The sequence below is a fragment of the Bacillus sp. AFS037270 genome, assembly GCF_002585305.1.
In genome coordinates this window covers 34,644-57,016 of record NZ_NUNF01000035.1, presented here as the reverse complement: position 1 = coordinate 57,016, position 22,373 = coordinate 34,644, and the positions used below count along the sequence as shown (strand labels likewise).

Sequence of the window (22,373 nt, the reverse complement as noted above, 5' to 3'; positions counted from 1 at the left end):
CTCGAGGTCATGAGCCAATCCGTCCAAAAGGTTAAAAAGCAACGTTTCGGCCAGCTGGTCTTATGCTTGTCGGGGCTGACCAAGGCGCTTGAGCTTTGGTTCCTAAAATAACACAAATTCTGCTGAATCTCGCGAAAATTTGCAAAATTTATGCGTACTCGATGTAAAACTAGTTTAAAATATAAGAAACTTAAGTATTTTTGATTGACGGGTCGTGAGTAAAAAGGTAAACTTTAGTTTATTAGCACATTAGCAGACTAAAGGATTTTTAAAATAATCGCAAATCAGAAGATAAAGGATGAGCAGAATGAGCCGCTTGTTTATGTTTGAAAAGCCGCTGGGGATGCGGGACACATTACCTGAACTATATGAAAAAAAGCATCAAGTCCGCACCGGGGTGGCAGATACCCTGAAACTGTGGGGTTACCAATTTATCGAAACCCCAACACTTGAATATTACGAAACCGTTGGAGCAGCCTCTGCAATCGCAGACCAGCAGTTATTTAAACTGCTCGACAAAGAAGGGCATACTGTCGTACTAAGACCTGATATGACCGCTCCGATTGCCCGGGTAGCTGCCTCTAAGCTTTTAAACGAAGATCTTCCCGTAAGATTAGCCTACTCTGCCAATGTCTTCCGTGCCCAGCAGCGCGAAGGCGGACGTCCGGCAGAATTTGAACAAATCGGCGTTGAATGCCTCAATGAGGAAACTGTTTCTTGTGATGGAGAGGTTATTGCCCTGCTGATTTCTTCATTAAAAAAAGCAGGACTTGAGCAATTTCAAGTCTCAATCGGACATGTAGGCTTTGCGAACGAACTGTTTGTTCAGATCCTTGGTACAAATGGCAGAGCCACCACATTACGAAAATATTTATTTGAAAAAAATTATGTAGGCTACCGCGAGCACGTAAACTCGCTTCCACTATCATCCATTGATAAAAAAAGACTCTTGCAGCTTCTCGAATTACGAGGAGGAGAAGAGATCATTAGTTTGGCTCTCGATATCATCGAGAATGACAAAGGTAAACAGGCCATCCTTGAACTCAAGGAATTGTGGGAGGTTATCAAAGATTATGGCGTGGCAGAATATGTGAAATTTGATTTTACGATTGTCAGCCATATGAGTTATTATTCCGGTATCCTTTTTGAAGCCTATGCCGGAAATGTGGGCTTCCCAATTGGAAATGGCGGCCGCTATAGTTTAATAGAGAAATTTGGCAAAACAGCGAGCGCGACTGGTTTTGCCGTCCGAATGGATATGCTCCTAGAAGCACTTCAAGGCGGGCAGCTGGAAAACACGACACACTGCATCTTCTTCAGTCAGGAAAGACGTAAGGAAGCATTCGAACTGGCTGCAAGCATGCATGAGCAAGGGCAAAAAGCTGTCCTACAGGATATCACCGGCGTTAGAAATCTTGATGCGTTTACGAAACGGTTTGCCGAGACAACCTATTTAATTGGAGGGCGCGCCAATGAGTAACCTATTAACAATTGCGATGCCAAAAGGGCGGATTTTTATAGAGGCCGTAGAACTTCTCCGAAAAGCAGGTTACAAGCTGCCGCCGGAATTTGATGATTCACGAAAGCTGATTATTGACGTTCCCGAAGAGGGCTTACGATTTATTTTAGCAAAGCCGATGGATGTCGCTACCTATGTAGAGCACGGTGTAGCTGATGTCGGAATTGCCGGGAAGGATGTACTACTAGAAGAAGAGCGCGATGTCTACGAACTTCTCGATTTAAAAATCAGCTACTGCTATTTGGCAGTTGCCGGCCTTCCAGATACAAAAATGAATGAAGTTGCTCCTCGAGTCGCAACCAAATATCCGAATGTGGCTGAGGCTTACTTCCGCGAGCAGGGAGAACAGGTTGAAATTATTAAATTAAACGGTTCGATTGAGCTAGCTCCGATCATCGGCCTATCTGACCGGATCGTTGATATTGTGTCAACCGGACGGACATTAAAGGAAAATGGGCTTGTAGAGTATGAAAGAATCAAGGATGTGACCTCACGAATTGTGGTCAATCCTGTCAGTTACCGCCTTAAAGATCAGCAGATCGATGATATGGTGAAACGACTTAGTGAAGTAGTGTAGGGGGCAATAGAGATGAAAATCTTAAAAGTAAATGAACTGGTTTCCATCAAACGGTCGATTGAAGCAGGCACCTCCGAGCAGCTCGCCGTTGTTAAAGGGATTATTACCGAAATCCGTAATCGCGGCGATGAGGCGTTAAAAGAGTTTACGGAAAAATTCGACCGTGTTCAATTACCTTCTTTTTCGGTGACCGAAAGTGAAATAGAAGCTGCTTATTCGCAAGTAGATCAAGAGTATATTGACATCGTACGAGAAGCAGCGGAGAATATTAAGTCTTTTCATGAAAAGCAGCTCCGCCCGTCCTGGATGACTACTGAAGAGAATGGAACAATTCTTGGTCAAAAAATCACCGCGCTTGATTCAGTGGGGGTGTATGTACCAGGCGGCACGGCGGCCTATCCATCTTCCGTTTTAATGAATGTGATTCCGGCGAAGGTAGCTGGGGTGAAGCGGATTGTGATGGTATCTCCTCCAGATGAATCAGGGAAACTTCCTGCAGCGGTGTTAGTTGCCGCAAAAGAAGCAGGTGTCAAAGAAATTTTTAAAGTGGGCGGGGCTCAAGCGGTTGCTGCTCTTGCTTATGGAACAGAATCGATTGCTCCTGTTGATAAAATCACCGGCCCTGGAAATATCTTTGTCGCGCTAGCCAAACGCGAAGTCTTTGGTGATGTGGATATTGATATGATTGCCGGTCCTAGTGAGATTGCCGTTTTAGCAGATGATTCAGCCCGTGCTGATGAAGTGGCGGCTGATTTGTTATCACAAGCCGAGCACGACCCGCGCGCCTGCAGTGTTCTTGTCACACCTTCGCTTGCGTTAGCAGAGGCGGTTTCTTCGGAAGTGGAAAAACAGCTTGCTGTACTGCCACGCAGGGATATCGCTTCTCGTGCCATTGCCGATTACGGTGCGATTTATGTAACAGCTGATCTCGACGAAGCGGTCGAAACGGTAAATCAATTAGCCCCGGAACATCTGGAAGTAATCACCGAAAATGCGATGGAGCTGCTGGGGAAAATTCGTCATGCCGGAGCCATTTTTATCGGACGATATAGCTCAGAGCCGGTCGGCGATTATTTCGCCGGACCGAACCATGTCTTGCCGACAAATGGAACAGCACGGTTCTCCAGCCCGCTGAATGTCGATGATTTTCAGAAGAAATCTAGTGTAATTATATATAGTGAAAAGGCTTTGAAGGAGAACGGAGCTAAAATCGCAGCCTTCGCCCGGATGGAAGGGCTCGAGGCCCACGCTCGTGCAGTTGAGACAAGGCTGAAGAATAAATAAGTTAAAGGAGCACCAGATATGGAAAGATCAGCAAGTATTGAACGATATACAGGCGAAACACAAATTAAACTAGCGTTTGATATTGATGGAGAAGGCCAGTCCAATTTGGAAACCGGCGTCCCGTTCATGAACCACATGCTAGATTTATTCACCAAGCACGGTCAATTTAATTTAACCGTCGATGCCAAAGGGGACATCGAAGTCGATGACCATCATACAACTGAAGATATCGGTATCTGTTTGGGCCAGGCCCTCCGAGAAGCCCTTGGTGACAAACGCGGCATCAAGCGTTACGGAAATGCATTTGTACCAATGGATGAGACGCTTGCACAGGTAGTCGTGGACCTTAGCAACCGCCCGCACCTCGAAATGCGCGCAGAATTCCCAAGCCAAAAGGTGGGAACATTTGATACTGAGCTTGTTCACGAATTCCTCTGGAAGCTTGCCCTAGAGGCCCGGATGAACCTTCATGTCATCGTCCATTATGGTCAGAACACCCACCATATGATTGAAGCCGTTTTTAAGGCATTAGCGAGAGCGTTAGACGAAGCAACGACCGTTGATCCACGCATCAAAGGCGTACCATCAACCAAAGGAATGCTTTAAAGCGAGCAAGGGCAAATACCGACTAAGGAAGGTGACAGAGATGATTGGAATCGTAGATTACGGGATGGGAAACCTGTTTAGCGTCAGCAAAGCCCTTGAGCGGCTAGGAGCAGATTATTTCATTTCCGCTGATAAAGACGAGTTACTCAATGCCGATGCACTCATTCTCCCGGGAGTTGGTTCCTTCCGTGATGCAATGGAACGCTTACAGGTAGATACGATAAAGGAATTCGCTGCAACCGGTAAGCCGCTATTAGGCATCTGCCTTGGCATGCAGCTGCTTTTTGAAGAAAGTGAAGAAAATGGTCCGACAAAAGGACTTGGATTGCTTCCGGGTAAGGTCCGCCGTTTTCCAGGTACTACACCGGCAGGCGAAACCTACAAGGTACCGCATATGGGCTGGAACAGGCTTGAATTTGTTCAAGATTCCCCTCTTTTAAACGACCTAACCGAAGATTACGTTTATTTCGTGCATTCCTATTTTGTTGATGCCGACCGTAATGAGGCACTGTTAGCCAAAGCTGACTACCATGAACAAGTATCCGCAGTAGTAGGACGGGATAATATTTATGGCATGCAATTTCACCCTGAAAAAAGCAGCAAACTGGGGATGGCTCTTTTAGATAACTTTTTAAAAATGGCTTCGGAAAGGGAGACGGTTCGATGAGTTTAACGATTTATCCGGCAATTGATATGCGCGGAGGAAAATGTGTCCGTCTCCTCCAAGGGGATTACGATCAAGAGACGGTTTATGGGGATTCCCCTTTTGAAATGGCGAAAAGCTTTGCCGCAACTGGTGCCGAATGGATCCATATGGTCGACTTGGATGGAGCCAAAGACGGCAAGCGCGTTAATGACCGATTTGTCATTGAGGCCGCACAAAACCTTGAGGCAAAGGTTCAAATTGGCGGCGGGATCCGCTCGGAAGAGGACATCCTGCATTATCTTGAAAACGGTGTGGATCGCGTCATTATTGGTAGTATTGCGGTATCTAACCCAGAGTTCGCCATCGAAATGATTCAAAAGTATGGCGCAAAAATCGCGGTAGGCATTGACGCGAAAAACGGATATGTCGCCACACATGGCTGGCTCGACACATCATCCGTTAAGGCGTTCGAGCTTGGGAAACGTTTTGCCGATGCAGGTGCGGAGACCTTTATTTTTACTGATATTGCAACAGATGGAACGCTGGCAGGTCCGAATATTGACGCTGTTTGCGAAATGGCTGAAGTGACTGGGAAAACGGTGATTGCCTCCGGCGGCGTCAGCAGTCTAGCTGATTTACAGGCCATTGCAAGCAAAGGAATCAGCGGCGCGATTGTGGGCAAGGCCCTTTACGAAAATCGCTTTACTTTAAAGGAAGCATTGGAAGAGGTGGGAGTAAAGTGACATTAACCAAGCGAATTATTCCCTGCCTTGATGTAAAAGACGGCCGGGTCGTGAAAGGCATTCAATTTGTCCAGCTCCGTGATGCTGGTGATCCGGTAGAATTAGCGCGTTTTTATGATGAACAAGGGGCGGACGAATTAGTATTTCTCGATATTTCCGCATCCGTTGAGGGCCGGAAAACAATGGTAGAGGTCGTTAAGGCGGTAGCATCAGAGCTTGCGATTCCGTTTACCGTTGGCGGTGGAATCAATGCCTTAGAGGATATGAAAAGAATTCTCCGCGCCGGTGCCGACAAAGTGTCGCTTAACACTGCAGCAGTCTTAAATCCTGATCTCATCAGAGAAGGAGCCAGTTACTTTGGCTCCCAATGCATTGTGGTCGCGATCGATGCGAAATTTGATCCTGAGATCGGGACATGGCGTGTCTATACCCATGGCGGCCGTACACCAACAGAGAAAAAAGTAGTCGAGTGGGCAGTCGAAGCTGCAGAGCTTGGTGCCGGAGAAATCCTGCTTACAAGTATGGACAGCGATGGTGAAAAAGATGGCTTTGACCTAGAACTAACAAAAGCGGTTAGTGAAGCTGTAACGATTCCTGTGATCGCTTCAGGCGGAGCAGGGAATGCCGACCATTTTGCTGAAGCCTTCATAGAAGGTAAGGCCGATGCGGGGCTTGCTGCCTCCATTTTTCATTACAAAGAAACATCGGTTGATGAGGTCAAGAGCTTTTTAAGGGAAAAAGGAGTGAGCATACGATGAACGTGAAATTTGATGAAAAGGGGCTCGTCCCCGCCATTATCCAAGATGCTGATACAAAAGAAGTGTTAACCCTCGCTTATATGAACGAGGAATCTTTGAAAAAAACAATCGAAAGTGGGGAAACATGGTTTTACAGCCGTTCCCGCCAGGAATTATGGCATAAAGGTGCAACAAGCGGCAATACCCAAACCGTTGCCAGCATCAATTATGACTGTGATCAAGATGCATTACTAGTTCAGGTGTATCCGAAAGGTCCTGCCTGCCATACAGGCGCCGTCAGCTGTTTCTCTGAACGGGTTGTCGAAGGGAAAGCAAATTTAGCAGACTATCAGATCCTTCAATCTTTAGAAAAAGTCATCTTAGAACGCGAGAAAGAGCGCCCAGAGGGTGCCTATACCACATACCTTTTTGAAAAAGGCGTCGATAAGATTTTGAAAAAGGTCGGCGAAGAGGCAGCTGAAGTGATTATTGCGGCAAAAAACCGTGATCATGAAGAACTTCGCTGGGAAGCCGCCGATTTGCTTTATCACCTCCAGGTTTTATTAGTAGAACAAGGGCTTCCGTTTAAAGAAGTACTGCGAACACTAGAAGAAAGACACAAAGACCGGTCCTAATGGGACTCGGTTTTTTTATTTTGCGTGAAGAAATCAATAAACCCTATCTATCGGACAAAATCGAGTGGCAGGAAATGGAATTTTTCCAATAGAGCCGATAAACACTTCATCTTGCATTTATTCCTTACCCTACGAAATAATATTTGATCAAAAATTACAATATTTATCCACTATAAATAATATTTTTTAAAAAATAATAGTGAAGTTTTGGGTAAATATTGATAATATATTTGTATAAATCGAAATTAAATGATTCATAGGGGGTGAAATGAATTGATTAAAGAAAAGCGCATAAAAAAGATCCAAGAATATGTTTTAGAATACCATTCAGCCTCATTAGACGAATTAGTTAATATATTTGATGTATCTAAAAATACCATCAGACGTGATGTGCAAGAGTTAGTCGATCGTGGAGAGTTAAAAAAGGTTTATGGCGGAGTATCGGTGATTCATAAAAAACTTGAATCCTTTCAAGATAGAAAAAGGCGTAACCAGGAACAAAAGGGATCCATTGTCAAAAAGGCCGCAAGTTATGTGGAGAATGGCGATATTATCTTCATAGATTCGGGGACCACCACCATTGAAATGTTTGAGTATTTAAAAGAAAAACACATCACCATTTTTACAAATAGTATCGACTTGATTATTCGTGCCTTTCCGTATGAGCATTTAAATATCATTTCGATTGGCGGGATGCTTGATCCTAAAACCAATTCGTTTGGCAACCCGCGAAATCTTGATTTACTAAGGGACTACAATATTAAGAAAGCCTTTATGGCCTCTACCGGTATCTCCCTATCAAACGGAGTAACCAATGCTTCCCCATTAGAAAGTGAGTTAAAAAAGACGATTGTGAGCAGGAGCAGAGAGGTGTATTTATTGGTCGACCACGATAAATTTGATAAATGCGGTTTAATGACCTACTGCAGTTTAAGTGAAATCGATTATATCATTACCGACACCACTCCGAACGAGTCTTATCAGAAATACGCTAGTGAAAACGGCATCCATCTTATCGTCGGCCATTAAAGGAATCCTGACATTCTTTTTTTAAAAAGAAGAGAAGTTTTGGTTATTTGTTGGTTATATATATGTTATACTATAATGTAAACGATAACAAAAAACTTATTGCAAGACTAGGGTGAAATAGATGATTAAGGAAAAGCGTATAAAAAAAATTCAAGAATATGTACTCGAACATCAATCCGCCTCATTAGACGAATTGGTTAAAGTTTTTGATGTATCTAAAAACACCATCAGACGTGATGTACAAGAGTTAGTCGATCGCGGGGAACTGAAAAAAGTGTACGGAGGGGTATCCTCCATTCATAAAAAGCTGGAATCTTTTCAAGAAAGAAGTGTACGGAATCAAGAACAAAAAGAATTAATTGCGAAAAAAGCCGCAAGTTTCATCGAAGATGGAGATTTTATTTTCATAGATTCAGGGACAACGACCATTGAAATGTTTGAATATTTAAAGGAAAAACATTTAACCATTTTCACCAATAATATTGATTTAATTGTTAGTGCGATTCCCCATGAAAAAATAAATGTCATTTCAATCGGTGGAATGCTTGAACGCAAAACCAGTTCATTTGTGAACCCACAGAATATGGATTTACTAAAAGATTACAATATTAAGAAAGCCTTTATGGCTTCTACCGGTATCTCCCTATCAAACGGTGTAACAAATGCATCTCCACTAGAAAGTGAATTAAAAAAGACGATTGTGAGCAGGAGCTCAGAGGTCTATTTATTGGTAGATCACGATAAATTTGATAAGTATGGCTTAATGACCTATTGCAGTTTAGATGATATTGATTATCTCGTTACCGATAAGGTGCCGAATGATACCTATCAAGAATACGCTAAAAATCATAACATCCAACTTGTCCTTGCTGACTAGATAGCTAGATCACTCCCCCTCTTTATCGGCTAACGCCACGTATGGATGGGGATCTTTTTTTGCACTTTTCTTAAAAAAATGAAAAAAGATATTGATTGTAGGAACGATTAGTATTAATATGAACTTATAGATAACCAAAAGTTAACCAACATATACTAAAAATATTGGTTTTCCGAAGGAAAAATGAAAGCGCTTTGGCCTACAAAGAAAGGGGAGCAAGAGAATGCGTTTAGCATACGATCCGTCACATTATCGTGACAATACTAATTTAAAAGAGACTATCGATGCAGTTGCTAGATTAGGGTACGAATGGGTAGAGCTATCTCCACGTAAAGATTTTATTTGGTTTTATGAATATCCAAAGGTTGATAAGCAGTTGATAAAAGATTTAAAAAGATATTGCTCAGATGCGGGTGTTCGAATCTCTTCCGTACTTCCAGTTCAACAATGGTCTTCACCAAATGAACAAGAACGCCAAGCGGCCGTAAGAAATTGGAAACGCTGTATTGAAATCACTTCTGATTTAGGAGTAGATTTAATGAACAGTGAATTCGCTGGTGACAAAAGCCGTCCAGTTGAAAGTGAAGCTGCTTTTGTAAAATCCATGGAAGAGCTAATGCCTATTTTTGAAAGAGAGGGTATTAAATTAAATCTACAATCCCATCCTAATGATTTTATTGAGTTGAATACAGAGGCCATCCGAATGATACGCGCATTCGATAAAGATTGGATTAAGTTAGTATATTCTGTAGCACATGCTTTCTTTTACGATGATGGGATCGGCGATGTGGCCCAACACTTAGATGAAGCAGGAGATTTACTTGCACATGTTCTAATTGCTGATACTCTTAATCATAAAGCTGCATTTGGCTTGCGGTATATTATTAATCCGCCAAATGCAAACGTAACCATCCACCAGCATTTGAATCCTGGTGAAGGGGAAATAAACTTTGAAGCCTTATATCGGAAATTAAGAGAAATGAAATTTGATGGAATTGTAACGAATTCAGTATTTGCTTATCCTGATAAACCAGAGTGGTCTAATGAACTAACGTTGAAATCTATTAAAGAGGGATTATATATTTAGAATAAAAAGCCTTTCTTCGATTATGAGGAAAGGCTTTTTTGACATCAGCCTTATTGTTAATTTTGAAAGCTAATTTCCGCTCCAGGCGGCTTCGCTCCAATCAACATGTTATAAATCTGTATTTGTTTGTATCCAAGTTCTTCTAACTTTTTAAAGTAAGATGAAATTATCGGTTGAATCCCAAAATAGTGTTATGATATAATCAAAATATAACCAACATATACTCAATAATTAATTAAAAAGTTGGTATTAGAAATAAAGCTAATTGGAGGGGATCGAATGCCGTTAATTAGATTTGACTTAATAGAAGGACGAAATGAAAACGAGTTGAAACAATTATTAGATGTTTCCCACCGTGCTGTTGTGAAGGCGTTTGGTGTCCCTGAAAGAGATCGTTACCAAATCGTAACCCAGCATCCAGCAAATGAGCTAATCATTGAAGACACTGGTTTAGGATTTGAGAGAAGCCGCAATGTAGTGATTGTTTCTGTCACAAGTACCCAACGAAGTGATAAGCAAAAAAAGGATTTTTATCATCTATTAGTGCAAGGGTTAGGAGAAGAGTGCGGAATCGAACCGAATGATATCATGATTTCAATGGTAACGAACGGGGCTGCTGACTGGAGCTTTGGATTTGGTGAAGCACAGTTCTTAACTGGTAAACTGTAAGCAAAATTCCCAAATAATAATAAAAAAACAGTTGACTGAAAGCGTTTTTAGTATTAAGATGTAATCAAAGATAACCAAAACATAACCAACATGTGATAAACACTTGAAAGTACTTTACTAGTTTTATCAGCCAACTAGATGATTTTGCAATCTAATATACTCAAAAACTACAATGGATATTTCTTAAGGAGGAAGAACATATGACTAATGTAATGGTGAAGGTAGAAAAACTAAAAAACTATATAAATGGTGAATGGGTAGAAAGTAAAACAGCACAATTTGAGAATGTCTACGATCCTGCTAAAAAAGAAATTATTGCCCAAGTTCCTCTTTCAACAAAAGAAGAAGTTGATTATGCTGTAGAAGTAGCAGCAAAGGCATTTGAAAAGTGGAAAAACGTACCGGTGCAAAAGCGGGCGAGAATTTTATTTGACTTCCACCAACTTTTACAAAAAAATAAAGAAGAATTAGCCCGTATTATTACGGTTGAAAATGGCAAAAACCTTTCTGAAGCATTAGGTGAAGTAGGACGCGGAATTGAGAATGTAGAATTTGCCGCTGGTGCTCCAACACTCATGATGGGAGATTCGCTTACTAACATTGCAACAGATGTAGAAATCACAAATTATCGTTATCCAATTGGTGTAGTTGGCGGGATTACCCCATTTAACTTCCCAATGATGGTGCCATGCTGGATGTTCCCAATGGCGATTGCGGTTGGTAACACCTTCGTTCTTAAACCATCTGAAAGAACACCGCTTTTAGCGCAAAAACTTGCACAACTATTAGAGGAAGCCGGTCTTCCTAAAGGTGTCTTCAATGTTGTTCACGGTGCACATGATGTGGTAAATGGACTGTTGGATCACCCAGAAGTAAAAGCCATTTCCTTCGTCGGTTCAAAACCTGTCGGAGAATATGTTTACAAACGTGGAAGTCAAAACCTTAAGCGTGTTCAAGCCTTAACAGGAGCTAAAAACCATTCAGTCGTTTTAAATGATGCGGATTTAGAACTTGCTACAACCAACGTTATTGCGTCTGCCTTTGGTTCAGCTGGTGAACGCTGCATGGCTTGTTCTGTTGTAACCGTAGAAGAAGGAATTGCCGATGCATTTCTTGATAGATTAGTAGAAAAGTCAAAAGAATTAAAAATCGGTCACGGCTTGGATGAAGGCGTATTCTTAGGCCCAGTGATCCGCGAAGAAAATCAGAAACGGACATTAGGGTATATCCATAAGGGTATTGAAGAAGGTGCGACATTAGTATGTGATGGCCGAGGAAACCTTCCTGAAGAAGGATATTTTGTAGGACCAACTATTTTTGATGATGTTACAACTGATATGGCGATTTGGAAAGATGAAATCTTTGCTCCAGTCCTATCAATCGTTCGTGTTAAAAACCTAAAAGAGGCTGTGGAAACAGCGAATCAATCAGAATTTGCAAATGGTGCATGTCTGTATACTTCAAACGCTTCAGCGATTCGTTACTTCCGTGAAAATATTGATGCAGGTATGCTTGGGATTAACTTGGGTGTTCCAGCGCCAATGGCATTCTTTGCATTCTCTGGCTGGAAATCTTCCTTCTATGGAACATTACCTGCAAACGGGAAAGACAGTGTAGACTTTTATACACGTAAAAAAGTAGTTACAGCTAATTATAAAGCTCCATCATTTGAATAAGTTTCGAGCAACTGTAACATTCGGCTATTATCCTGCTATGTTGCTAGGATAATAGCCATTACTAGAATTCACATAAAATAGGAGGAAACTACAAAGTGAGTAAATTACTCCGAAAACCAAATCTTAAAGAAACGTCACCAGGTGTAACCATCGTTCATGAAGTAACAAGTGAAAATTCTTCATTAGAATATGTGGGGTTTAAAGTAATTGACCTTACTCCAGGTAGTACATATACAGAAGAACTAGCTAAAGTAGAATGCTGCATTGTCGCACTAACAGGGAAAATCAATGTTTCCGACCATGAACAAGCATTTAAAAATATAGGTACTAGAGAAAGCGTATTTGAAAAGAAACCAACAGATAGTGTTTACGTATCGAATGATCGTTCTTTTGAGGTGGAGGCTGTGAGTCAAGCTCGGGTTGCTCTTTGCTACTCCCCATCCTTTAAACAATTGCCTACAATGTTAATTAAAGCGGAAGACAATGGAATTGAAAATAGAGGGAAATATAGCAATAAGCGTTTAGTTCATAATATCTTACCAGATTCAAACCCTTCCGCAAATAACTTACTAGTGGTAGAAGTATTCACAGAAAGCGGAAACTGGTCAAGCTATCCGCCACATAAGCATGATCAAGATAACTTGCCGAATGAGTCATTTTTAGAAGAAAGCTACTATCATGAAATGAACCCACGTCAAGGATTTGTCTTCCAACGTGTATATACAGATGACCGTTCTCTTGATGAAACCATGGCAGTAGAGAATGGCGACGTCGTGTTAGTACCTGCCGGATACCATCCAGTTGGGGTTCCTGATGGTTATGAATCTTATTACCTGAATGTAATGGCAGGGCCTACACGCATTTGGAAATTTCACAATGAGCCAGCACACGAATGGATCCTAAACCGTAAATAAAGGAGATGTTATAAAAAAATGAACCTTCAATTTCATTCTGATAGAGAATTTGACCTAATCGCCATCGGCCGTGCATGCATGGACCTAAACGCGGTGGAATACAACTGTCCAATGGAAGAAACGATGACATTTAAAAAATATGTCGGCGGTTCACCTGCCAATATTGCGATTGGATCCTCGAAGCTTGGATTAAAAGCAGGATTTATCGGCAAAATTGCCAATGACCAGCACGGACGATTTATTGAGCAGTATATGCGCGGTGTTGGCGTGGATACATCCAACATGGTGATTGATCAAGAAGGACATAAAACGGGATTAGCGTTTACAGAGATTAAAAGTCCGGAAGAATGCAGTATTTTAATGTACCGTGATGAAGTGGCTGACCTTTATTTACAGCCATCTGAGGTAGATGAAGACTATATTAAAAAAGCAAAAGTTCTTCTTGTCTCAGGTACAGCTTTAGCTAAAAGCCCTTCCCGTGAAGCAGTCTTAAAAGCCATTCATTTAGCCAAAAAAAATGATGTGAAGATTGTTTTTGAATTGGACTATCGTGGATATACATGGGCATCACCTGAAGAAACATCTGTTTATTATTCATTAGTAGCGGAGCAGGCAGATGTTGTGGTGGGTACACGTGATGAATTTGATGTGATGGAAAACGTTGCAGAGGGCAGCAACTCTGAGACTATTAACCATTTGTTTAAATACTCTCCAGAATTAGTAGTGATTAAGCACGGTGTAGAAGGATCATATGCTTATTCCAAATCAGGCGAAACATTCAGAGGCCATGCCTATCTAACCAAAGTATTAAAAACGTTTGGCGCAGGCGACTCTTACGCATCTGCATTTCTTTACGCTTTAATCACAGGCAAGGATATTGAAACCGCTCTTAAATTCGGCAGTGCCTCTGCAGCTATTGTGGTAAGTAAACACAGTTCTTCAGAAGCGATGCCAACCGTTGCTGAAATTGAACAATTGATTGCTGAAAGATCAGAAAAAGCTGAACAAACAGTTTGAGGTGAGAATAGCCATGGGGAAAATTAGATTAACGACCGCGCAGGCACTTATTAAATTTTTAAATCAACAATATATCTATGTCGATGGTAAAGAATCTTTATTCGTTGAAGGTATCTTTAATGTATTTGGACATGGAAATGTTTTGGGGATTGGGCAGGCACTTGAGCAATACTCAGGACATTTAAAAGTAATTCAAGGGAAAAACGAACAAGGCATGGCACATGCAGCGATTGCCTACAGTAAACAAATGCTTCGTCAAAAGATCTATGCCGTCACAACGTCTGTTGGACCAGGTTCAGCCAACTTGGCCGCAGCGGCTGGAACGGCATTGGCAAATAATATTCCTGTATTGTTTATCCCTGGTGATACTTTTGCAACCAGACAGCCTGATCCCGTTTTGCAACAGGTAGAACAAGAATATAGCTTAGCTGTCACGACAAATGATGCCTTAAAGCCAGTCTCTAGATATTGGGATCGGATTACACGCCCAGAACAGTTAATGCCAAGCTTGCTTCGTGCCTTTGAAGTGATGACCGACCCAGGAAAAGCCGGTCCGGCAACGATTTGTATTGCGCAGGATGTAGAAGGGGAAGCGTTTGACTATGACGAAAAGTTTTTTGAAAAACGCGTCCATTATGTGGATCGTAAAGCACCGGTAGAGCGAGAGCTTAAGGGAGCGGCAGAACTGATTCGTGCAAGTAAAAAACCAGTCATTTTAGTGGGCGGAGGAGCAAAATACTCTGAAGCACGTGATATTTTGATCTCACTTTCAGAGAAACATAATATTCCGTTAGTAGAAACACAAGCCGGTAAAGCAACAGTAGAGTCCAATTTTAAAAATAATCTGGGTGGAATGGGAATTACCGGTACACTTGCAGCCAATAAAGCAGCACGTCAAGCCGATCTATTTATTGGAATTGGAACAAGATATACCGATTTCGCCACTTCATCAAAAACTGCTTTTGACTTTGATCAAACCAAGTTTTTAAACATCAATGTCAGCCGTCTGCAAGCATATAAAATGGATGCCTTCCAAGTTGTTGCAGATGCAAAAACAACATTAGAGCAATTGGGTGCGTTATTAGAAGGATATGAAAGTGATTTTGGCGGTGAAATTGCTGAACTGAAAGCGGAATGGAATGCGGAACGTGACCGTTTGAGTCAAGTAAAATTCCAACGTGAAAATTTCCTTCCGGAAGTACAAAATCATTTTTCACAAGAAGTACTAAATGAATATGCGGATGCGCTAAACACAGAGCTGGCTCAGACGACTGCTTTACTAGCCGTAAATGAGACCATTGCACCTGATAGCGTCATCATCACTGCAGCCGGCTCCCTTCCAGGAGACGTACAGCGGATATGGAATACATCTGAACCCAATACGTACAATGTTGAGTACGGATACTCGTGCATGGGGTATGAGGTGTCCGGTGCATTAGGGGTAAAATTAGCGGAGCCAACGAAAGAGGTCTATTCCCTTGTAGGGGATGGCAGCTTCCTATTGCTGCATTCTGAATTCATTACTTCGATTCAATATGGACAAAAAATCAATGTTGTCCTCTTTGATAATTCAGGATTTGGATGTATTAACAATTTACAAATGGATCATGGCGGCGGAAGTTACTTCTGTGAATTTAGAACCCATGATAATAAAATCTTAAATATTGATTATGCAAAAGTGGCGGAAGGATATGGTGCAAAAACCTACCGCGTCAATACAGTCGAAGAATTGAAAGCGGCTTTAGAAGATGCTAAGAAACAGGAAGGCTCAACTCTAATCGATATTAAAGTTCTTCCTAAAACCATGACGGACGGCTATGATAGCTGGTGGAATGTCGGTGTGGCAGAAGTATCTGATAAAGAAAGCATTCAAAAGGCATTTGAGTTAAGAAAGCAAATGTTAGAAACCGCAAAACAATACTAATAAGCTAAAGCAACGTGAGGTTGGATCAAATTCCCATGAATTTGATCCGCCTTGATTAGTTTGAAAATTCAGATAAGAGGGGTGGGATGGAAATGATCGCAACAACAAGATTAGTTCCGATGAAAGAAATGCTTGAGAAAGCAAAAAAGGAAAAGTATGCAGTCGGACAATTTAATATCAATAGCTTTCAATGGGCAGAAGCCATGCTAGAAGCGGCTGAAGAGGAGCGGTCTCCTATCATTGTGGCCTCATCCGATAGACTAGTAGATTATTTGGGCGGATTTAAGACGATCGCTATGATGGTAAATCGAATCGTAGAGGAAAAGAAGATTACGGTACCAGTCGCCCTGCATCTTGATCATGGGAATAGTGTAGAAAGATGTAAAGAAGCGATTGACGCTGGATATACCTCCGTGATGATTGACGGTTCGCACTATTCCATTGAAGAAAACATTGCCATGACAAAGCAAGTGACTGACTATGCCCGGCATCATGGTGTGACAGTCGAAGCAGAGGTCGGCACCGTGGGCGGTAACGAGGATGGTCTGATCGGCGGCATTAATTACGCGGATCCACAGGAATGTTTACGTCTTGTCCAGGAAACAAACATCGATGCACTGGCAGCAGCCCTTGGCTCTGTACATGGCCCATACCAAGGAGAACCAAAGTTAGGGTTCGCTGAAATGAAGGAGATTTCAGAATTAACCAATGTACCGCTTGTATTACATGGCGGTTCAGGAATCCCATTACACCAAATTCATCAAGCAATTGAATTGGGGCATGCCAAAATTAATGTGAATACAGAATGCTTGCAAGCATGGGCAAAAGCTGTTCGTAATGTACTCGAAAATGACAAAGAAGTGTACGATGCCCGGGCGATCCTTACACCAGGTAAGGAAGCTGTGAAAGAAACAGTCAAAGCGAAGATAAGAGATTTTAAATCAAGCTATAAAGCATAATTCAACCGGGCGATCTTTGCCCGGTTTTTTCTTAAATATTATTTAATTGGAAGTGGTAGGTTGAATACATTACGATCGAATAGAAACAAATATCTATTTATTGCCGTTTCCTTTCTGTTGTGGTTTCCGCAATTTCTCTATGTTCCTATTTTTGCACCCTATATGGAATCATTGGGCGGAAAGTATACATTTATTGGAATCGTATTAAGCAGCTACGGGATTATGCAGCTATTATGCAGACTTCCGATTGGGATCTTTTCTGATGTAAAAAAAGTTAGGAAACCATTTATCATTTTTGGCATGCTGGCCAGCCTGTTAAGTTGTGTAATTTTTTTACTAACAGATAGTTTAGGATGGATTCTCTCAGCCCGCGCACTTGCAGGAATTTCAGCGGCTACGTGGGTGGCATTTACCGTCCTATATCCAAGGTATTTTGCTGATCATGAAGTACATCGGGCGATGGGGAGTATTTCATTTATTGTCGTTCTTGCCCAGTTTTTAGGGATGAGTTTTAGTGGTTCAATCCTAGGTGAATGGGGATGGAAGGCCCCATTTTGGATAGCCGGATCTTTCAGTTTCCTCGGTGTAATTCTATCCCTTTTTATTTTTGAACCAAGTGAAGGAATAGAGAGGGAACCGCTAAAGGTGAAGGAATTAGTGACTGTAATTAAAGAACCATCATTGATGAAGGTGGCCCTCTTATCGATTTTGGCACATAGTATTATTTTTTCAACAATGTTTGGATTTACATCCAACTATGCACTACATATTGGCTTTCATGCAAGTGAGCTTTCTTACATCGTGTTTGCATTTATGATCCCTCATGCCATTGCGACTCTTTTTATAGGAAAGGTACTTGTTCCCCTTTTGGGTGAATGGAATGCCCTAAAAACGGCCTTTTTCTTTGCCTCCGTGTTTACGTTACTGATTCCGTTCGTTCAGAGTAAAGAGTTATTTTTGGCCGTTCAGATTTTTAGCGGATTTTCACTGGGCTTAATTTTTCCGTTGCTGTTAGGATTGGCCATTGAAAAAATTGTACCCGAAAAAAGAGCGACGGCGATGGGTGCCTACCAGGCGATTTATGCTATTGGCATCTTTGCGGGGCCGTTTTTTGCAGGAATCTTTAATTCACTTATGGGAATTAAAGCAGGGTTTTATTTTGTCGGTGTACTGGGATTAGTGGCTACGCTCCTCATCATCATTTGGGGGAAGGATCATGCAAAATTGGCAGTAGAAAAATCCGTCAAAAAAAGTAAGGCTGGTGCCTAGGAATTGTCGATGTGTCCTTGTATTTTAGAAATTAGGATGGAGAGTTTATGAAATATATTGATGTAATTTATGGAGGAAGAGAATATTGATTGTTATTCGAGTACGCTTCCGGTTATTGTGAAATACAAGAAAAAAACAATCAATACAATATTAAATTAGTACATGTTTCCGAATTAGAAGAACGTATCCTGCTAGATTTTTAATAATTTGAACAACATAATTTAGTATTAATAAGTTCCGTTTTTTTGGAAAAAAAGCTTCCCCTTTTTATTTGAAGAGGGGAATTTTTTACTTTTAAAGTGGATCTCTCTTTCAAAACATTTCAAAGTTTTGAATACTCTTACATAGAGCAAGATGTTTAAGTAAATGAGCAATATCACTTAATGTAATTGTGTATTTATTGTAATAAAATTAAAAATGTAGAAAGCAATAAATAATAGTAATTTGAGAGGGAGAGAAACATATGAAGGAAATCAGAATAGGACTTGTTGGTGCAGGATGGATGGGGAAGGCCCACACTAATTCATTTTTAAATGCTTTAATGTTATTTGGACCGGACTCCGGAAAACCGGTTTTTGAAGTGGTAGCAGATGTAAGTATTGAGGCAGCTAAGATAGCGTGCGAGAAACTTGGATATTCAAGATGGGTTGAAAGCTGGCAAGATGTTGTTACGGATCAAAATGTGGATGTTGTTGATATTGCTACGCCAAATGCATTCCACTATGAGGTGGCAAAAGCAGCTTTAGAAAACGGAAAACACGTTTACTGTGAAAAACCATTAACTCTTACAGCAGAGCAATCGTTAGAACTAGCCGAACTTGCTAAGCAAAAGGGAGTCGTTAATTATGTTGGTTACAACAATGTGATGAATCCTGCAAACGCTTATATTAAGGAACTTGTTTCTTCTGGTAAACTAGGAAAAATCATGAGGTTCTCAGGAACTTACGACCAGGATGGACTATTGGATCCAACATTGCCGATTACATGGCGTCACATCAACAAACATTCTGGCAGCGGTGCCCTTGGTGATCTTGGCTCACACCTGCTTAGTGTTTCTCAGTTTATCCTAGGAGATATCAAAAGTGTAAATGCCTTATCGAAAATCGTTATTCCAAAAAGACCAAAACAAGCCGGTTCATCGGAACTTGCAGATGTAGAAAATGATGACTTGATTAATATTCTTGCAGAATATGAAAACGGAGCAATTGGCACAATTGGGGCAAGTCGTGTTGCAACTGGGCGCAAAAACTATCTTTCATTTGAAATTCAAGGAACCGAGGGTTCGGTCTACTATTCACTAGAAAGAATGAACGAAGTGAATGTCTACTTCACGTCCGATAGTAGTGCTGATAGAGGTTTCAGGAATGTATTCCTCGGTCCTGATCATAAAGGATACAATGCCTTCTATCCTGCATCCGGGATTGCGATTGGGTACAATGATATGAAAGTATTAGAGGCACATGAACTGCTTTCTGCCATTACAGAAGGCAAGCCATACGCGTGTGATTTTGAGTTTGGTTATAAAATTGATAGAACAGTAAGCGCTATTTTAGAATCTGCCGCAGAAAGAAAGTGGGTAGAAGTAGAAAAGCAAGTGGCAGCAGTCATTTAAAGGAGGAGAGAACATGAACGTCAAAATTGGAACAGCACCAGATTCTTGGGGAGTATGGTTTCCTGAAAATGAAAAACAGACACCATGGGAAAGATGTATGAATGAAATGGCTGAATCTGGATATGCAGGGATTGAACTGGGACCCTGGGGATACCTTCCGAATGAACATGATCGATTAAAAGAAGAACTTGAAAAAAGAAATCTTGAATTAACCGCAACAACCCTAGTGGGAGATCTTACATCCGATAGTAAAACAGAGGAACTGATTGCTTTGCTGGATGAGATGGCCAAGCTTCAACTGAAATTTGAGAGTGCCAAATATGTGGTATTGATTGATGATTGTTATACCGATCTTTTTACCGGTGAATTGGTAAGACCGCGAGTTTTAAACGGTGCAGACTGGGATAAGTTTATTACCAACATCTTAAAAATCCGTGACCATGCGAAAGTAAATTACGGTTTGGAAGTGGTTTTTCATCCTCATGCCCAAAGCCATGTTGAAACGGAAGAGCAAATTGAAAGACTCTTGAATGACACCGATATTAATCTCTGTTTGGACACAGGTCATCATGCATACGCTGATGGGGATCCAGTTACTTTTATGCGGAAGTATCACGCTCGTATTCCTTATCTTCACATAAAAAGCTGTGATCTAAGCGTTAGAGAAAAAATGCAAGTACAGGGCTGGTCCTTCGCAAAAGCGGTGAGTGAGGATATCATGTGTGAGCCGGAACTTGGTGTTGTCGATATGCAAGCTTTCGTGCAAGTATTAGAAGATATTGACTTTACTGGTTGGGCAATCGTTGAACAGGATATGTACCCTGCCCCCTTTGAGAAACCATTCCCTATAGCAAAAAGAACCAGAAAATACTTAACAACAATTGGTATGAGCTGAAGCATGAGAGCCTGGTTGACAGGCTCTCATGCTTCTAAAATGATAATGGTAATGCCATTTTCAGATCATGACAATACTAATATAATACTCTTAAATTATATGTTTTTTATCATAAATGGTAAGCGATTACAATGGTGTTTTAATGTGATTGGACTACTCAAGCTGAGAACCGGATGGATCTATATATTGCTAAAATACATAAAGTAACCAGACTAACATGTAAACTAATGCAAAGGGGAATATTAACATGGAAAGTATCAGAGTTACGGATAATTCAGTTCAACTGGAACATGCAAAGAAAAAGGACCCAGAAAAATTTTTGAAGTTAGTCACCATTGTATCAACCTTTGGGGGACTATTATTTGGCTATGATACAGGAGTTATTAATGGTGCCCTTCCATTTATGTCTAAACCCGATCAATTAAACTTAACTCCTTTCACTGAGGGCCTAGTAGCAAGTTCTTTAGTATTAGGTGCTGCTTTCGGTTCATTATTTGGTGGGCGTTTATCGGATAATAAGGGGCGTCGGAAGGCCATAATGTATCTTGCAATTTTATTTTTGTTTTCTGCATTAGGCTGCGTCATTGCACCAAATACAAGTGTAATGGTTATTTTCCGTTTTATATTAGGACTAGCGGTAGGTGGCGCTTCAGTAGTAGTTCCGTCTTATCTTGCCGAAATGTCACCTTCAGAACGCCGTGGCAGGTTAGTAACTCAAAATGAATTAATGATTGTTACTGGACAGTTTCTTGCGTACGTATTTAATGCAGTTATTGGAAATGTTTTTGGAGATACAGGGCATGTATGGCGTTACATGTTAGTGGTTGCTACATTACCAGCTGTGGCGCTTTGGATTGGAGTAATTATTTTACCGGAAAGTCCTCGATGGTTAGCTTCCAAAGGAAGAGTTGGGGACGCACTAAGAATACTTAAACAGATTCGTAACGAGAATGTGGCTGAAAAAGAATTAGATGAAATTAAAGCACATATCTTAGAACAGAAAAAAGTAAAAATAGTGACATTCAAAGATTTGGGGATACCTTGGATTAGACGTATTGTAATTCTTGGTATGGGGATTGGAGCTATATCACAATTAGTAGGTATAAACTCTATCATGTACTACGGAACACAAATTCTACAAGATTCTGGTTTTGGAACAAAAACAGCATTGATCGGAAACGTAGCAAACGGATTAATTTCTGTTATTGCAGTTATTTTTGGTATGTCCATCATGCACAAAGTGAATAGACGGACTATGTTTCTTACAGGTTTAATCGGTGTAACCATTGCACTTATTTTTATTGGGATTGCAACTCTAACGCTTGCTGGTTCGCCAATGTTGCCATACGTAGTATTATCAATGACAATACTATATTTAGCTTTCTTTCAAGGAGCTATTGGTCCTATGACATGGCTTACATTATCAGAAATTTTTCCTGCCCGTTTACGTGGTATGGGTATGGGAATAGCAGTTTTGTTTTTATGGATTTGCAATTTTTTAGTAGGTATGTTCTTTCCTGTTCTTTTAAATGGAATTGGACTATCAGGAACATTTTTCATATTCGCTGTATTTGGTATTTTGGGTGTCATTTTTATAGCAAAATACTTACCTGAAACAAGAGGGCTATCATTAGAACAAATAGAAGATAATTTTAAGGCTTTATAGGAAAGCAATATCGGCTCACGATAAAAATCACT

At 40.9% G+C, this 22,373-nt stretch carries 21 protein-coding genes; all 21 read left to right on the top strand.

The genetic code is table 11. From position 1 onward, the window contains the following. The first annotated feature begins 307 nt into the window (after positions 1-307). Positions 308-1,480: an ATP phosphoribosyltransferase regulatory subunit gene (locus tag COD92_RS18065; RefSeq protein ID WP_098530391.1), complete on the top strand. Its 1,173-nt coding sequence runs from the start codon at positions 308-310 to the stop codon at positions 1,478-1,480. Continuing rightward, a complete protein-coding gene (gene hisG, locus COD92_RS18060; protein WP_098530390.1) occupies positions 1,473-2,096 on the top strand; it encodes an ATP phosphoribosyltransferase in 624 nt (207 codons plus the stop codon). Before COD92_RS18065 ends, hisG begins: the two co-directional genes overlap by 8 nt. A gap of 12 nt (positions 2,097-2,108) precedes the next feature. Then, positions 2,109-3,380: a histidinol dehydrogenase gene (gene hisD, locus COD92_RS18055; protein ID WP_098530389.1), complete on the top strand. Its 1,272-nt coding sequence runs from the start codon at positions 2,109-2,111 to the stop codon at positions 3,378-3,380. A gap of 18 nt (positions 3,381-3,398) precedes the next feature. Beyond that, positions 3,399-3,986, top strand: a complete 588-nt coding sequence (gene hisB / locus COD92_RS18050; protein ID WP_098530388.1) for an imidazoleglycerol-phosphate dehydratase HisB — start codon at positions 3,399-3,401, stop codon at positions 3,984-3,986. Between the two features lie 40 nt (positions 3,987-4,026). Continuing rightward, positions 4,027-4,653 (top strand): imidazole glycerol phosphate synthase subunit HisH, encoded by a 627-nt coding sequence (hisH, locus tag COD92_RS18045; RefSeq protein WP_098530387.1) that lies wholly within the window; start codon positions 4,027-4,029, stop codon positions 4,651-4,653. Continuing rightward, positions 4,650-5,375, top strand: coding sequence for a 1-(5-phosphoribosyl)-5-[(5-phosphoribosylamino)methylideneamino]imidazole-4-carboxamide isomerase (hisA, locus tag COD92_RS18040; protein WP_098530386.1), 726 nt, complete (start codon positions 4,650-4,652; stop codon positions 5,373-5,375). Before hisH ends, hisA begins: the two co-directional genes overlap by 4 nt. Further along, positions 5,372-6,133, top strand: coding sequence for an imidazole glycerol phosphate synthase subunit HisF (gene hisF / locus COD92_RS18035; RefSeq protein ID WP_098530385.1), 762 nt, complete (start codon positions 5,372-5,374; stop codon positions 6,131-6,133). The genes hisA and hisF overlap by 4 nt, the downstream gene beginning before the upstream one ends. Continuing rightward, complete coding sequence (gene hisIE / locus COD92_RS18030) at positions 6,130-6,747, top strand: bifunctional phosphoribosyl-AMP cyclohydrolase/phosphoribosyl-ATP diphosphatase HisIE (RefSeq protein ID WP_098530384.1); 618 nt, start codon at positions 6,130-6,132, stop codon at positions 6,745-6,747. Before hisF ends, hisIE begins: the two co-directional genes overlap by 4 nt. 273 nt (positions 6,748-7,020) lie before the next feature. Next, entirely contained in the window at positions 7,021-7,776 is a 756-nt protein-coding gene (locus COD92_RS18025) for a DeoR/GlpR family DNA-binding transcription regulator (protein ID WP_098530383.1), read from the top strand. A 121-nt stretch (positions 7,777-7,897) separates the two neighbouring features. Beyond that, entirely contained in the window at positions 7,898-8,653 is a 756-nt protein-coding gene (locus COD92_RS18020; RefSeq protein ID WP_098530382.1) for a DeoR/GlpR family DNA-binding transcription regulator, read from the top strand. A 223-nt stretch (positions 8,654-8,876) separates the two neighbouring features. Next, complete coding sequence (locus COD92_RS18015; RefSeq protein ID WP_098530381.1) at positions 8,877-9,740, top strand: sugar phosphate isomerase/epimerase family protein; 864 nt, start codon at positions 8,877-8,879, stop codon at positions 9,738-9,740. A gap of 279 nt (positions 9,741-10,019) precedes the next feature. Continuing rightward, the gene (locus COD92_RS18010) at positions 10,020-10,409 is read left to right on the top strand and encodes a tautomerase family protein (protein ID WP_098530380.1); all 390 of its coding nucleotides are present in this window, start codon (positions 10,020-10,022) and stop codon (positions 10,407-10,409) included. Between the two features lie 212 nt (positions 10,410-10,621). Next, positions 10,622-12,085 carry a CoA-acylating methylmalonate-semialdehyde dehydrogenase gene (locus COD92_RS18005; RefSeq protein ID WP_098530414.1) on the top strand — a complete coding sequence of 488 codons (1,464 nt, stop codon included), beginning with the start codon at positions 10,622-10,624 and terminating at the stop codon, positions 12,083-12,085. Between the two features lie 95 nt (positions 12,086-12,180). Beyond that, entirely contained in the window at positions 12,181-12,999 is an 819-nt protein-coding gene (iolB, locus tag COD92_RS18000) for a 5-deoxy-glucuronate isomerase (protein ID WP_098530379.1), read from the top strand. Positions 13,000-13,017: 18 nt separating this feature from the next. After that, a complete protein-coding gene (gene iolC / locus COD92_RS17995; protein WP_098530378.1) occupies positions 13,018-14,016 on the top strand; it encodes a 5-dehydro-2-deoxygluconokinase in 999 nt (332 codons plus the stop codon). A 13-nt stretch (positions 14,017-14,029) separates the two neighbouring features. Further along, the gene (iolD, locus tag COD92_RS17990) at positions 14,030-15,940 is read left to right on the top strand and encodes a 3D-(3,5/4)-trihydroxycyclohexane-1,2-dione acylhydrolase (decyclizing) (RefSeq protein ID WP_098530377.1); all 1,911 of its coding nucleotides are present in this window, start codon (positions 14,030-14,032) and stop codon (positions 15,938-15,940) included. Between the two features lie 92 nt (positions 15,941-16,032). Next, positions 16,033-16,899, top strand: a complete 867-nt coding sequence (fba, locus tag COD92_RS17985; RefSeq protein WP_098530413.1) for a class II fructose-1,6-bisphosphate aldolase — start codon at positions 16,033-16,035, stop codon at positions 16,897-16,899. Between the two features lie 60 nt (positions 16,900-16,959). Next, the gene (locus tag COD92_RS17980; protein ID WP_098530376.1) at positions 16,960-18,168 is read left to right on the top strand and encodes an MFS transporter; all 1,209 of its coding nucleotides are present in this window, start codon (positions 16,960-16,962) and stop codon (positions 18,166-18,168) included. A gap of 463 nt (positions 18,169-18,631) precedes the next feature. Then, positions 18,632-19,780 carry a Gfo/Idh/MocA family protein gene (locus COD92_RS17975; protein WP_098530375.1) on the top strand — a complete coding sequence of 383 codons (1,149 nt, stop codon included), beginning with the start codon at positions 18,632-18,634 and terminating at the stop codon, positions 19,778-19,780. A gap of 13 nt (positions 19,781-19,793) precedes the next feature. Next, positions 19,794-20,675, top strand: a complete 882-nt coding sequence (locus tag COD92_RS17970; protein WP_098530374.1) for a sugar phosphate isomerase/epimerase family protein — start codon at positions 19,794-19,796, stop codon at positions 20,673-20,675. A gap of 247 nt (positions 20,676-20,922) precedes the next feature. Further along, on the top strand, positions 20,923-22,341 hold the full coding sequence (locus tag COD92_RS17965) for a sugar porter family MFS transporter (protein ID WP_098530373.1): 1,419 nt from the start codon (positions 20,923-20,925) through the stop codon (positions 22,339-22,341). The last annotated feature ends 32 nt before the right edge of the window (positions 22,342-22,373 follow it).

Excerpts from the sequence above, each read along its gene's own strand:
- COD92_RS18065 (WP_098530391.1), top strand. The coding sequence starts at position 308 with ATGAGCCGCTTGTTTATGTTTGAAAAGCCGCTGGGGATGCGGGACACA.
- hisD (WP_098530389.1), top strand. The coding sequence starts at position 2,109 with ATGAAAATCTTAAAAGTAAATGAACTGGTTTCCATCAAACGGTCGATT.
- hisA (WP_098530386.1), top strand. The coding sequence starts at position 4,650 with ATGAGTTTAACGATTTATCCGGCAATTGATATGCGCGGAGGAAAATGT.
- COD92_RS18010 (WP_098530380.1), top strand. The coding sequence starts at position 10,020 with ATGCCGTTAATTAGATTTGACTTAATAGAAGGACGAAATGAAAACGAG.
- hisH (WP_098530387.1), top strand. The coding sequence starts at position 4,027 with ATGATTGGAATCGTAGATTACGGGATGGGAAACCTGTTTAGCGTCAGC.
- COD92_RS18015 (WP_098530381.1), top strand. The coding sequence starts at position 8,877 with ATGCGTTTAGCATACGATCCGTCACATTATCGTGACAATACTAATTTA.
- hisIE (WP_098530384.1), top strand. The coding sequence starts at position 6,130 with ATGAACGTGAAATTTGATGAAAAGGGGCTCGTCCCCGCCATTATCCAA.
- COD92_RS17975 (WP_098530375.1), top strand. The coding sequence starts at position 18,632 with ATGAAGGAAATCAGAATAGGACTTGTTGGTGCAGGATGGATGGGGAAG.
- hisG (WP_098530390.1), top strand. The coding sequence starts at position 1,473 with ATGAGTAACCTATTAACAATTGCGATGCCAAAAGGGCGGATTTTTATA.
- iolD (WP_098530377.1), top strand. The coding sequence starts at position 14,030 with ATGGGGAAAATTAGATTAACGACCGCGCAGGCACTTATTAAATTTTTA.
- hisB (WP_098530388.1), top strand. The coding sequence starts at position 3,399 with ATGGAAAGATCAGCAAGTATTGAACGATATACAGGCGAAACACAAATT.
- COD92_RS18005 (WP_098530414.1), top strand. The coding sequence starts at position 10,622 with ATGGTGAAGGTAGAAAAACTAAAAAACTATATAAATGGTGAATGGGTA.
- fba (WP_098530413.1), top strand. The coding sequence starts at position 16,033 with ATGATCGCAACAACAAGATTAGTTCCGATGAAAGAAATGCTTGAGAAA.
- iolC (WP_098530378.1), top strand. The coding sequence starts at position 13,018 with ATGAACCTTCAATTTCATTCTGATAGAGAATTTGACCTAATCGCCATC.
- COD92_RS17965 (WP_098530373.1), top strand. The coding sequence starts at position 20,923 with ATGGAAAGTATCAGAGTTACGGATAATTCAGTTCAACTGGAACATGCA.
- COD92_RS17970 (WP_098530374.1), top strand. The coding sequence starts at position 19,794 with ATGAACGTCAAAATTGGAACAGCACCAGATTCTTGGGGAGTATGGTTT.
- COD92_RS18020 (WP_098530382.1), top strand. The coding sequence starts at position 7,898 with ATGATTAAGGAAAAGCGTATAAAAAAAATTCAAGAATATGTACTCGAA.